The sequence below is a fragment of the Kitasatospora sp. NPDC056327 genome, from assembly GCF_042261735.1.
GTDB lineage: Bacteria > Actinomycetota > Actinomycetes > Streptomycetales > Streptomycetaceae > Kitasatospora.
The window spans coordinates 1-12810 of record NZ_JBHJRC010000241.1; the positions used below are offsets into that span (position 1 = coordinate 1).

Annotated in this window: 7 protein-coding genes; all 7 read right to left on the bottom strand. The window is 74.1% G+C overall.

Going from position 1 to position 12810, the window contains the following annotated elements; translation table 11 throughout:
- Window positions 1-44 precede the first annotated feature (44 nt).
- A complete protein-coding gene (serA, locus tag ACFCX4_RS27580; protein ID WP_376147806.1) occupies window positions 45-1628 on the bottom strand; it encodes a phosphoglycerate dehydrogenase in 1584 nt (527 codons plus the stop codon).
- Between the two features lie 264 nt (window positions 1629-1892).
- Window positions 1893-2891 carry a ketol-acid reductoisomerase gene (ilvC, locus tag ACFCX4_RS27585; protein ID WP_376147809.1) on the bottom strand — a complete coding sequence of 333 codons (999 nt, stop codon included), beginning with the start codon at window positions 2889-2891 and terminating at the stop codon, window positions 1893-1895.
- 121 nt (window positions 2892-3012) lie between these two features.
- Entirely contained in the window at window positions 3013-3537 is a 525-nt protein-coding gene (gene ilvN, locus ACFCX4_RS27590) for an acetolactate synthase small subunit (protein WP_148642822.1), read from the bottom strand.
- A gap of 35 nt (window positions 3538-3572) precedes the next feature.
- Window positions 3573-5426, bottom strand: coding sequence for an acetolactate synthase large subunit (locus ACFCX4_RS27595; RefSeq protein WP_376147814.1), 1854 nt, complete (start codon window positions 5424-5426; stop codon window positions 3573-3575).
- Between the two features lie 309 nt (window positions 5427-5735).
- Window positions 5736-8669, bottom strand: coding sequence for a putative bifunctional diguanylate cyclase/phosphodiesterase (locus tag ACFCX4_RS27600; RefSeq protein WP_376147823.1), 2934 nt, complete (start codon window positions 8667-8669; stop codon window positions 5736-5738).
- 629 nt (window positions 8670-9298) lie between these two features.
- On the bottom strand, window positions 9299-12334 hold the full coding sequence (locus ACFCX4_RS27605; protein WP_376147817.1) for an AAA family ATPase: 3036 nt from the start codon (window positions 12332-12334) through the stop codon (window positions 9299-9301).
- 155 nt (window positions 12335-12489) lie between these two features.
- On the bottom strand, window positions 12490-12651 hold the full coding sequence (locus ACFCX4_RS27610) for a hypothetical protein (protein WP_376147820.1): 162 nt from the start codon (window positions 12649-12651) through the stop codon (window positions 12490-12492).
- Window positions 12652-12810: the final 159 nt, after the last annotated feature.

The following is a 12810-nucleotide window of genomic DNA, read 5'->3' on the forward strand; positions in this document are numbered from 1 at the left end:
CCGGCCCCCCCCCGGTCCGGGCCCTGGTCAGGGCGTTGCCGGGGTCAGTCGCCCAGGTCCACCGAGCGGGCGAAGCGGGCGCCGATCTCGGCGGCGATGACCGACAGCACCTCCTGCGGGATCTCGCTGTCCACCGTGAGGGAGGCCAGCGCGCCGCTGCCGTCGCGGGCGACCTGCATGCCGGCGATGTTGATGCCGGCGTCGCCGAGGTGGCGGCCGAGGACGCCGACCACGCCGGGGCGGTCCTCGTACTTGAAGAAGGCCATGTGGTCGGTGAGCGCCACGTCCACGTCGAAGGCGTCCACGCCGACGATCTTCTGGACCTGCTTGGGGCCGGCCAGCGTGCCGGAGACGGCGATCTCGTCGCCGTCCGCCAGGGTGCCGCGCACGGTGATGACGTTGCGGTGCTCCGGGCTCTCGCTGGAGGTGGTCAGCCGCACCTCGACGCCGCGCTCCTGGGCGAACAGCGGGGCGTTGACGTAGGACACCGTCTCCGCCACGACGTCCTCGAACACACCCTTGAGGGCGGACAGTTCGAGCACCTTGACGTCGTGCTGGGTGATCTCGCCGCGCACCTCGACGTCGAGCCGGACGGCCACCTCGCCGGCCAGCGCGGTGAAGATCCGGCCGAGCTTCTCGGCCAGCGGCAGGCCCGGGCGGACGTCCTCGGCGATCACACCGCCCTGGACGTTGACCGCGTCCGGCACCAGCTCGCCGGCCAGCGCGAGGCGCACCGACCTGGCGACCGCGATGCCGGCCTTCTCCTGGGCCTCGTCGGTCGAGGCGCCCAGGTGCGGGGTGGCCACCACGTTGTCCAGGGCGAACAGCGGGGAGTCGGTGCACGGCTCCTTGGCGTACACGTCCAGGCCGGCGCCGGCCACCCGGCCGTCGCGCAGGGCGCTGAGCAGCGCGTCCTCGTCGACGATGCCGCCGCGGGCCGCGTTGACGATCCGGACGGACGGCTTGACCTTGTGCAGCGCCTCGTCGCCGATCAGGCCGAGGGTCTCCGGGGTCTTCGGGAGGTGAACGGTGATGAAGTCCGAGACCTCCAGCAGCTCCTCCAGCGAGACCAGCTTGACGCCCATCTGCGCGGCACGGGCGGCCTGGATGTAGGGGTCGTACGCGACGATCTTCATGCCGAACGCGGACATCCGCTGGGCGACCAGCACGCCGATCCGGCCGAGGCCGACGACGCCGAGGACCTTCTCGCTCAGCTCCACGCCGGTGTACTTGTTGCGCTTCCACTCGCCGCCCTTGAGCGCGGCGTTGGCCGGCGCGATGTTGCGGGCGACGGAGATCAGCAGGCCGCAGGCGAGCTCGGCGGCGGTGACGATGTTGGAGGTCGGCGCGTTCACGACCATGACGCCGGCCTTGGTGGCGGCGGAGACGTCCACGTTGTCGAGGCCGACGCCGGCCCGGGCGACGACCTTGAGCTTGCGGGCCGCGGCCAGCGCCTCGGCGTCGATCCTGGTGGCGGAGCGGATCAGGACGGCGTCGACGTCGGCGATCGCGGCCAGCAGCTCGGTGCGGTCCGCACCGTTGCAGTGGCGGATCTCGAAGTCGGGGCCCAGGGCGTCGACCGTGGCCGGCGAGAGCTCTTCGGCGATCAGAACTACGGATTTGCTCACGACAGTGTGTCCTTAACTGTCCGGTTCCCCCGGGCACGAAGGTGGCGTGGAGGGCGGGGGAAGGTGGCATGCCGCGTAGGTAGACGCACGACGCTGTGGGCCTGACGCGCACTCGGAAGTGTATCGACGGGCGGGGTACCGGGCTGCTCCCGTCCGGCGAAATCACCCGGACGGGAGCAGCCTAGTTGTACAAGGGCGTTACAAAATCGAGAGGGTCCGATCCCGTGCTCGCCCGGGGCCGGCCGGAGGCCGGCCGGAGGTTGCTCAGGCCTCTTCCTTGACCCAGCTCATCAGCTTGCGGAGCTTCTTGCCGGTGGTCTCCAGCAGGTGGTCCTCGTCGGCCTTCTTGTACTCGTTGTACTTGGGCAGACCGGCCTTGTACTCGGCGATCCAGGTGTTGGCGAAGGTGCCGTCCTGGATCTCGGCGAGGACCTTGCGCATCTCCTTCTTGGTGTCCTCGGTGATGATCCGCGGGCCGGTGACGTAGTCGCCCCACTCGGCGGTCTCGGAGACCGACCAGCGCATCTTCTCCAGGCCGCCCTCGTACATCAGGTCGACGATGAGCTTCAGCTCGTGCAGGCACTCGAAGTAGGCGATCTCCGGCTGGTAGCCGGCCTCGACCAGGGTCTCGAAACCGGCCTTGACCAGGGCGGCGGTGCCACCGCAGAGGACAGCCTGCTCACCGAACAGGTCGGTCTCGGTCTCCTCGGTGAAGGTGGTCTTGATGACACCGGCCTTGGTGGCGCCCAGGCCCTTGGCGTAGGACAGCGCCAGGTCGAAGGCCTTGCCGGTGGCGTCCTGCTCGACCGCGACGATCGCGGGGACGCCGCGGCCCTCCTCGTACTGGCGGCGGACCAGGTGGCCCGGGCCCTTCGGAGCGACCATGCAGACGTCGACGTCGGCCGGGGGCTTGATGAAGCCGAAGCGGATGTTCAGGCCGTGGCCGAAGAACAGGGCGTCGCCGGCGTTCAGGTGCGGGGCGATGTCCGCCTCGTAGACGTCGGCCTGGATGGGGTCCGGGACCAGGATCATGATGACGTCGGCCTCGGCGGCGGCCTCGGCGGGGGTGACCACGCGCAGGCCGGCCTCCTCGGCCTTCTGGCGGGACTTCGACTCCGGCTTCAGGCCGACGCGGACGTCCGCGCCCGAGTCGCGCAGGGACAGCGCGTGGGCGTGGCCCTGGCTGCCGTAGCCGATGACCGCGACCTTGCGGCCCTGGATGATGGACAGGTCGGCGTCGTCTTCGTAGAACAGCTCGGCCACGGGGGCACATCTCCTTGCGAGTGGTTTGCCTGGTCTGCGGTGGTTCCTACCGTAGGCGGACCCGGCGTCGGGGTGGGGCGGTGCTTCAGGGATTGAGACGGCGGCGGATGACGCCGGGGCGTCAGGCGCTGCGGTCCAGGGCGCGCAGCGAGCGGTCCGTGATCGAACGGGCGCCGCGTCCGATGGCCACCAGGCCGGACTGGACCAACTCCTTGACGCCGTAGGGCTCCAGCATCCGGAGCATGGCCTCCAGCTTGTCCGAGCTGCCGGTGGCCTCGATGGTCACCGCGTCCGGGGACACGTCGACCGTCTTGGCGCGGAACAGCTGGACGATCTCGACGATCTGCGACCGGGTCTCGTTGTCGGCGCGGACCTTCACCAGGACCAGTTCGCGCTGGATCGCAGCGGACTGGTCGAGTTCGACGATCTTTATCACGTTGACGAGCTTGTTGAGCTGCTTGGTGACCTGTTCCAGCGGGAGGTCCTCGACGTTGACCACGATGGTCATCCGGGACACGTCCGGATGCTCGGTGGGGCCGACGGCGAGGGAGTCGATGTTGAAGCCCCTGCGGGAGAACAGCGCGGCGATCCGGGCGAGCACGCCGGGCTTGTTCTCGACCAGGACGGAGAGGGTGTGCTTGGACATGGGTCGTGGGTTCCCTTGGTCGTTCCGGAGGGGGCTCAGTCGAGGTCGTCGCCGAAGTCGGGACGCACACCGCGGGCGAACTGGATCTCGTCGTTGCTGGTGCCCGCCGCGACCATCGGCCAGACCATGGCGTCCTGGTGCACGATGAAGTCGATGACCACCGGGCGGTCGTTGATCTCCATGGCCTGCTTGATCACCGCGTCGAGGTCCTCGGGGCGCTCGCAGCGCAGGCCGACGCAGCCCATCGCCTCGGCGAGCAGCACGAAGTCGGGGATCCGGGTGCCCTGGGCCGGCGGCTCGATGCCGTCGTGGCCGGGGCCGGAGTGCAGCACGGTGTTGGAGTAGCGCTGGTTGTAGAACAGCGTCTGCCACTGCCGGACCATGCCCAGCGAGCCGTTGTTGATGACCGCGACCTTGATCGGGATGTCGTTCAGGGCGCAGGTGACCAGCTCCTGGTTGGTCATCTGGAAGCAGCCGTCGCCGTCGATCGCCCAGACCGCCGTCTCCGGGCGGCCGGCCTTGGCGCCCATCGCGGCCGGCACGGCGTAGCCCATGGTCCCGGCGCCGCCGGAGTTGAGCCAGGTGCCCGGCTTCTCGAACTGGATGAACTGCGAGCTCCACATCTGGTGCTGGCCGACGCCCGCCGCGTAGATCGCGTCCGGGCCGACCAGCCGGCCGATCCGCTCGATGACCTGCTGCGGGGCGAGCCGGCCGTCCGGACCGGGCTCGTGGCCCACCGGGTAGGTCCGCTTCCACTCGTCGAGCCGCTCCCACCAGTCGCCGTAGTCGCCCTTGTGGCCGGCGTCGAACTCGGCCTGGACGGCGACGATGAGGTCGGCCAGCACCTCGCGGGCGTCGCCGACGATCGGCACGTCGGCCGGGCGGTTCTTGCCGATCTCGGCCGGGTCGATGTCCGCATGGACGACCTTGGCGTACGGCGCGAAGCTGTCCAGCTTGCCGGTGACCCGGTCGTCGAAGCGGGCACCGAGGGTGAAGAGCAGGTCCGCCTTCTGCAGCGCGGTGACGGCCGGGACGGTGCCGTGCATGCCGGGCATGCCCAGGTGCTGCGGGTGGCTGTCCGGGAACGCGCCGAGCGCCATCAGGGTGGTGACCACCGGGGCGCCGGTGAGCTCGGCCAGGATCCGCAGCTCCGCGGTGGCCCCGGCCTTGATGACGCCGCCGCCGACGTACAGGACCGGGCGCCGGGAGGTGACCAGCAGCTTCGCGGCCTCGCGGATCTGCTTGGCGTGCGGCTTGGTCACCGGGCGGTAGCCGGGCAGCGAGGTCTCGACCGGCCAGCGGAAGGTGGTGGTGGCCTGCAGGGCGTCCTTGGCGATGTCGACCAGGACCGGGCCGGGCCGGCCGGTGGCCGCGATGTGGAACGCCTCGGCGATCACCCGGGGGATCTCGGCCGGGTCGGTGACCAGGTAGTTGTGCTTGGTGATCGGCATGGTGATGCCGCAGATGTCCGCCTCCTGGAAGGCGTCCGTGCCGATCGCCTTGGAGGCGACCTGGCCGGTGATCGCGACGATCGGCACCGAGTCCATGTACGCGTCGGCGATCGGCGTGACCAGGTTGGTGGCCCCCGGGCCCGAGGTCGCCATGCAGACGCCGACCCGGCCGGTGGCCTGGGCGTAGCCGGTGGCCGCGTGACCGGCGCCCTGCTCGTGGCGGACCAGGATGTGACGGACCTTGGTGGAGTCCATCAGCGGGTCGTACGCGGGAAGGATGGCCCCGCCGGGGATGCCGAAGACGGTGTCCGCGCCGACGGCCTCCAGCGAGCGGATGAGCGACTGGGCGCCGGTCATGGTCTCGACGACGTGCTGGGGAGCGGGAGCGTGGGCGGCCGGGGTGTCCCCGCGGCGGGGGGATGCGGCGTGCTCGGTCATCTGCCTGTCTCTTCTCGGTTCTGGCCGGCCCGGTGGTTGCGGGCCCCGGGGGTCGAGGGGTGGGGTCCCGCTTGCGGGCCGATCGCCGGCTCTGCCCCAATCGTCCCTTTCGAGGGGCCTCGGGGCCAGGGGTCTTGCGGTGGTGGAACAGCGTCGGTGCAACAAAAAACCCCTCGTGCCCAAGGGCATGCGAGGGGTGGCGCGTCGGTCTGTCACAAGCAGGGCATGGCCCGCTCAGCCGACGCGCCCGCCAAGTACGAGAATTCGGGTGCGCATGGCAACGACCTTCCTCCCGCCGAGGGTCGACTGTCAAGCAGGTGGGACGACAGTCTCGCCATGCGGACCGGTTCCCGGACCCGCCACGGCCGGGTGTTCGGGCAGGTCGGAGGGGCTGTGCCGGGCCGCGGCGCGCCCCCCGCCGGCCTCCCCCCGGCCACTCGTCCGGGTGTCCGGGGCCAGGAAGCCGTGCCGGGCCGGCGGACCGGGCGGCCGGGGCACCGGGTACCCGCGGCGGGCCAGGGCGCGCCGCAGCCGGGTCTCGTCCAGCGGCGCCGAGAAGGCCGAGCCCTGCGCCTGGCGGCAGCCGAGCTCCTGCAGCACGGCCACCTGCCGGGGCAGGTCGGCGCCCTCGGCCCCGGTGACCAGGCCGAGGTCGCGGCCGAGCCGCAGGGCGTGCCCGGCCAGGGTACGGGCGAGCGGGGAGTCGCCGAGGTCCCGGACCAGCGAGCGGTCCAGCTTGAGGCCGTCCAGGGGCAGCCGGACGAGCGCGCCGAGCGAGCCGCTGCCGGCCCCGAAGCCGGCCATCGCGGTGGAGACGCCGAGCCTGCGCAGCGCGGCCAGCCGGCGGCCGAGTTCGTCGGCCAGCTCGTCCGGCCCCGTGCGGGCCACCTCGACGATCAACTGGCCGCCGGGCAGCCCGCTCTCGCGCAGCGCGGCGGCCACCGTCTCGTACAGGCCGGGCGCGCAGAGCCGCTCGGCGGAGAACCGGACCGACACCGGGACCGGTGGCTGCCCGGCCCGGCCGCGGCCCGGCAGGCCCCGGCGCAGGGCCGCGGCGGACACCGCCTCGCGGACCAGCCAGCGGGCGAACCGTGCGGAGGCGTCGCCGTGCTCGGTGGAGCGCAGGAACTCGGCGGGGGTGAGCAGCAGCCCCTGCGCGGAGCGCCAGCGGGCCTGGGCCTCGACGGCGGTGACCGCGCCGCTCGCGAGGTCCACCACGGGCTGGTGGAGCAGCGCGAAGCCGCCCTCACGGACGGCCGCCCGCAGCCGCTCGTCGAGCTCGGTGCGGCGCTCCAGGTCGGCGCGCATGGCCGGGGTGTAGAGCATCACCCGGCCCTTGCCCTCGGACTTGGCGCGGTACATCGCGAGGTCGGCGTTGCGCATCAGCTCGTCGGCGGCGGCGCGCGGGTCGGCGGCCGGGCCGCGCTCGGGGGTGCCGAAGGCGATGCCGATGCTGGCGGCGACGCTGAGTTCGCTGCCGCCGATCCAGTAGGGCTCGGAGAGCGCGGTGCGCAGCCGTTCGGCGAGTTCCTGGACCTGGAGGCGGCCGAGCGGTCCGCAGACCAGGGCGGCGAACTCGTCGCCGCCGAACCGGGCGACGGTGTCCCCGCCGCGGACGGCGCCCTGGAGCCGGCGGGCGGCCTGGACCAGCAGCTCGTCGCCGACCTGGTGGCCGGCCGAGTCGTTGACCGCCTTGAAGCCGTCCAGGTCGAGGAAGAGCACCGCGACCCCGGCGCCGGCCTCGTCCTGCGGACCGCGGGTGGCCAGCGCGGTGCGCAGCCGCTGGGTGAACAGCGCCCGGTTGGGCAGGTCGGTGAGCGGGTCGTGGAAGGCGTTGTGCTGCAACTGGGCCTGCAGCATGACGCGTTCGGTGACGTCGCGGCTGTTCAGGATGAGGCCGTCGCGGTACCGGTCGACGGTCGACTCGACGTGCAGCCACTCGCCGGAGCCGGAGCCGATCCGGCACTCCACCCGCGCCGCGGGCAGCGGTTCGGCGCCCGGGTCGCGGTGGGCCGCCAGCCGGCCGCGGGCCAGGAAGCGGCGGACCTCCAGCAGCACCCGGTCGACGTCGTCGGGGTGGATGAGGTCGAGCAGGTTGCCGCCGACCAGCTCCTCCGGGTCGCGTCCGTAGACGCCGAGCGCGGCCGGGGAGACGTAGGAGAGCACGCCGTTGGCACCGGCGATCATGATGACGTCGCTGGAGCCCTGCACCAGGGAGCGGAAGTGCGCCTCCTTGTGGGCGAGTTCCTGCGCCAGCGAGAGGTTGTCGAGCAGCATGATGCCCTGCCGCAGGATCAGCGCCAGGCCGACGGTGCAGGCGGCCGCGGCCACCACCCGGTCCAGCGAGCGCCCGCCGAGGGCGTTGTAGAGGATCCCGGCGGTGCAGACGGCGGCGGCGGCGTACGGGGTGAGCGCGCTGAAGGTGGTGGCGACCCGGCGGCGCGGCAGGCCGCCGAGGGCGGGGTGCTCGCGCAGCGGCCGGCGCCAGCGCGGGGACCACGGGGCCCAGGCCAGCAGCAGGCTGCCGGCGAACCAGCCGGCGTCCAGCAGCTCGCCGGAGTGGTAGCTGCTGCGCAGCTCCGGCGAGGTGAACAGGGCGTCGCAGAGCACCGTGACGGCGAGGCCGACCATGGCGGTGTGGACGGCGGCCCGGTTGCCGTCCCGGCCGCCGAAGCGCAGGCCCACGACCAGCGAGACGAGCAGGATGTCCAGCACCGGGTAGGCCAGGTTGAGGGCCAGCCGCAGCGGGGAGCCGGCCTCGCCGGCGGCGGTGCGGCCGAGCGCGAGGCTCCAGCTCAGGGTGAACAGCGAGCCGGCCACCAGCCAGCCGTCCAGCAGCAGGCAGAGCCAGCCGGCGGCGGTGCGCGGGCGCTGGGCGAGCACCAGGACACCGGTGATGGCGAGCGGGGCGAACAGCAGGAAGGCGTACTCGGCGAGCGAGTTCGGCGGCAGCTGGGTCCGTTCGACCAGCTCGTACCAGCCCCAGGTGCCGTTGCCGAAGGCGACCATGAGCGAGGAGAGGCCGAAGAGCAGCCAGGCCGGGCGGGCGTGGCCGCCGACCGTGCAGCCGTACGCGAGGCAGGAGAGCGCGGCGGCGAGGGCGGCGGCGGCCAGGCCGAAGTCGCCCATGAAGACGGCGACCTGGCGGGAGCCCCAGCCGAGCGCCGCGCCGAGGGCGTAGGTGAGGCAGAGCACGCCGAGGACGGCTCCGGGGAGCCTGCGGCTGTGCAGCGCCCGGCGCAGCGGTCCGGGTCCGCGGCGGGGCGGGCCCGGAACGGCCGGTCCGCTCGCGCGCACGGCGTACCGGGGCGGGCGCGGCGGGGGCGGGACGGTCACGGTCCGGACGGCCGCCGCCTGCTGGTGCGCGGGCGGCCCGGCCACGGACGGGCCGGCGTCGAGCGCCTCCGGCCGTCCGGCTCCGGGCAGCACCGCGTCGGTGGAGCTCACTCGGCCTCTCCCCCTCCGGCCCGGGGCCTCGCGCCCCGGTCACGGACCACCGGCCGCGCGCCTGGTGGCCGTACGCGGTGACCTGGCGCCCCGTCGGGGCGGTGGCCCAGGGGGCGGGGGGCCTGCCGGCCGCCTCGCCACACCGATGTTCCCGTCCGGGACCCTACACCACTTCGGTCACTCAATGACACGCACACTCAACTTAGAGTAATGGCCCCGGGGTGTGGAATTGCACCCGATTCCGCCGGAACGGGCCGGTTGGCGGGGGCGCGCGTTCGGGGGCTCACGCGGCGCGCACGGGAGCACGCGGCGGCGCCCGCCCGGCATCGGCCGGACCGCCCGCGGTCCGCCGGCCGACGGGCCGGCCGGCGGACGCACCGGGGCCGGGGTCGCGGGGCACGGCGGCGGGCCCGGACGCCGGGCGGTCAGCGCCCCGCCGGGGCCAGGTCCTCGGGGAACAGCCGCAGGCGGTGGGCCAGCGCGGCCGCCTCGCCCCGGCCGGTCACCGCGAGCTTGCCGAGGATGTTGGACACGTGCACGCTCGCGGTCTTCGGCGAGATGTACAGTTCCTCGGCGATCTGCCGGTTGGTGCGCCCCCGGGCGAGCAACCGGAGCACGTCCCGCTCACGGGGGGTGAGCCCGAAGGAACCCCCGGCCGGCACCGGGACGACCGGCCCCGGACGCCCCGCGGTCACCGTGAGCCCCGCCCGCTCCGCCAGGGCGTCGATCTCGGCGCGCAGCCCGGCGTCCCCCCGGACGGACGCCAGCTCCCGCGCCTCGCGCAGCAGTTCCGTCCCGGCCTCGCGGCGCCCGGCGATCACCTCGGCCTCGCCGGCCCGCAGCAGCGCGAGCGCCAGCGGGTAGGGCAGCCCGGTCGGGCGCAGCCGCTCGACCGCGGCGCTCCAGTGGTCCGGCGTGGCCACCCCCTCCGCCCGGGCGAGCTCGGCCTCCAGCAGCCGCGCCCAGCCGTGGTGCAGCGGCGCCGTGGGGACCAGCCGGGCGGCCGTCCCCGCGATCCTGGCCAGCACCGCGGCCCGGCCCTCCTCGGCCGCCGGCAGGCCCCGGCTGTCCGCCTCGGCGGTCGCGCCGTCGACCAGCAGCGGGTAGAGGTCGGCCAGGTAGCCGCAGGGGAAGTCCTCGTCCAGCGCGGCGAGCAGCTCGGCCCTGGCCTCCAGCGGGCGGCCGGTCCGGGCGGCGACCCGCAGCGCGAGCCGGCCGATCGGCACGGAGTGCTGGATCTGGCCGACCCGGTTGGCCGCCCGGGCCTGCGCGGCCAGTGCGGCGGCGCCGGCCAGGTCGCCCCGGAGGAGGGCGAGTTCGCCGCGCATCCGGTCCAGGAACTCGGCGTGCGTGCCGCTCTGGCCCGCCGGGTCGCTCTCGGCCAGCAGCCGCTCCGCCTCGCCGGTCCGCCCGAGGTCCATCAGCGCCTCGACGAGGTTCCCGGTCAGGATGGTGCCGATGTTGCGCTGCAGGCCGTTGCCGCGGGCCGAGTCCAGCCCCTCCCGGGCCAGTGCGACGGCCTCCTCGGCCCGGCCGAGGCCGCGCAGCAGCGAGGCGAGGTTGTTGAGGCCGCGCAGCAGCAGGTCGGGGGCGCCGAGCCGGCGGCTGGCCTCGATCGCCGCGGTCAGCTGGGCGATCGCGGCCTCCGGGTCCGAGTCCAGGTCGTTGCGGAGCCCGCCGAGCGTCATCAGGGCGTGCTGCTCGACCGCGTGCGCGCCCACCTCGCGGGCGATCCGGGCGGCCCGCTCGGCGAGCTCCACCAGCTCCCGGCGGGGGTGGGAGAGCACCCCGGTGCCGGCCCCGAGGGCGAACACCTCGGCCTGGACGGCGGACGGCGGCAGGTGCTCGACCAGCCGGTACGCGTGGGCGATCTCGTCGGTGTCCCCGGAGCGGCGCAGGTGGCCGAGCATCCGGGCCCGGTTGATCCGGAACCACGCGGCGCGGGCCGGGTGCGCGGTCTCGTCGACGAGCTTCAGCGCCCGCCGGGCGAGGCTCAGCCCGCGCTCCCGGTCGCCGCTGCGGCGGGCCGCGACCACCGCCTCGGCGAGCACGTCGATCAGCCGCAGCTGGTGACAGCCCTCGTCGTGGGCGTCCGTGTCGCAGGAGCACGGCGGGTAGGTCTCGGCCCAGTCGTACGGGCGCAGCGGGCCGGCCGGCTGCGCCCCGGGAACGTCGTCCCACAGTTCCAGGGCCCGCTCCAGCATGCGCAGCTGCTCGGCGAAGGCGTTGCGGCGGCGGGCCGCCCGGGCGGCGTCCAGCGCGGTCGGCAGGGCCCGCGCCGGATCGTGCGCGTGGTACCAGTAGTTGGCCAGCCGGGCCGGCCGGACGTCGGCGGCGACCAGCAGCGGGTCGGCCTCCAGCGCCGCGGCGAAGCGGCGGTTGATCCGGTGCCGCTCGCCGGGCAGCAGGTCGTCCGAGACGGCCTCGCGGACCAGCGCGTGCCGGAACCGGTAGCCGTCCCCGTCGGTGTCCGGCCGCAGGATGTTGGCGCCGACCGCCGAGCGCAGCGAGTCGATCAGCTGCTCCTCGTCCTCCAGGACGGCGGCGAGCAGGGCGTGTTCGACGTAGGAGCCGCCCTCGGCGGCGATCCGCAGCACCCGCTGGGTGTCCTCGTCCAGAGCCTCGACCCGGACCAGCAGGATGTCCCGCAGCGAGTCGGGCAGCCCGTCCGAACAGCCCTCGCGGACGGCGGTGGCCAGCTCCTCGACGAAGAACGGGTTGCCCTCGGAACGGCGGTGGATGTGCTCGGCCAGCTGCCGGTCGGCCGCCCCGGGGCCGAGGATGCCGGCCAGCTGGGCGGCGACCTCGCGGGGGCCGAACCGTTCCAGCTCCATCCGGTCCACCGTGCGCAGCCGGTCCAGCTCGGCGAGGAAGGGCCGCAGCGGGTGGCGGCGGTGCAGGTCGTCGCTGCGGTAGGTGGCGACCAGCAGGACGCGGGCCCGGTGCAGGGTGCGGACCAGGTAGGCGAGCAGCTCCCGGGTGGAGCGGTCGGACCAGTGCAGGTCCTCGACGGCGAGCACGAGGGTACGGTCCGTGCCGAGCCGTTCGAACAGCCTCGCGGTGTGCTCGAACAGCCGGGCCCGGCCGTACTCGTCGTTGGGTTCGCCGTCGGCCTCGCCGAAGTCGGGCAGCAGCCGGGCGAGGTGGCCCTCCAGGCCGGCCGCGGCGGTCTCCAGGTCGGGCCCCACGGCGCGGTGCAGCCGGCGCAGCGCGGTGGCCAGCGGTGCGAACGGCAGGCCCTCGGCACCGACTTCGAGGCAGCCGCCGAGGGTGGTGAGCGCGCCGCGGTCGCAGGCCACCTGGAGGAACTCCTCCAGCAGCCGGGTCTTGCCGACGCCCGCCTCGCCGCCGATCAGCACGGTCTGCGGCGCTCCGGTGCCGGCCCTCCCCAGCGCGGCCGTCAGATCGGTGAGCTCCGGGTCACGGCCGACGAAGACGGGACTCACCGAGGTCAGCTGCATGGAGGCGAGCATGCCACAGACGGCCTGTGGCGTCCGAGGGGTTATTCCGCCCCCCGGACGCCCGGAGGGGGAGGCGCTCCCCCGTCGCGCCTCCCCCTCCGTTCCCCGCTCCGTTCCCGGCACCGGGCCCCGCCCGGCACCCGGGTGCCGGTCCGTCAGCATTCGGTCGGGCGGACGGCCCGCCGCTGCAGGCGGAAGCCGGTGACCGGGCGCCGGGCGGCGCGCCCGGCGGTCCTGGCCTCGCGGACCAGACGCTGGTGCTCGGCCAGGGCCCGGAGTTCCTGCTCCTGCTGCTTGATGAGCTCGTACTCGATCACGGTGGTTCCCCTCGTGGGTCTCGGTGTCTCTCTCGTGCCGAGTAGAGACTCCTCTCCCAGGGGGGCGGGCGGCATCGGCAGCCTGCCGGATCTTCCGGGGCCCGGGGGCCTTAGGGACCGGGCCCCGGACACGGCGGAGGCCCGGTCCCGCGCCTTACG

What these genes read in the sequence shown, in the direction of transcription:
- ilvN (WP_148642822.1), bottom strand. Translation starts at nt 3,537, where the DNA reads ATGTCCAAGCACACCCTCTCCGTCCTGGTCGAGAACAAGCCCGGCGTG.
- ACFCX4_RS27605 (WP_376147817.1), bottom strand. Translation starts at nt 12,334, where the DNA reads ATGCAGCTGACCTCGGTGAGTCCCGTCTTCGTCGGCCGTGACCCGGAG.
- ACFCX4_RS27595 (WP_376147814.1), bottom strand. Translation starts at nt 5,426, where the DNA reads ATGACCGAGCACGCCGCATCCCCCCGCCGCGGGGACACCCCGGCCGCC.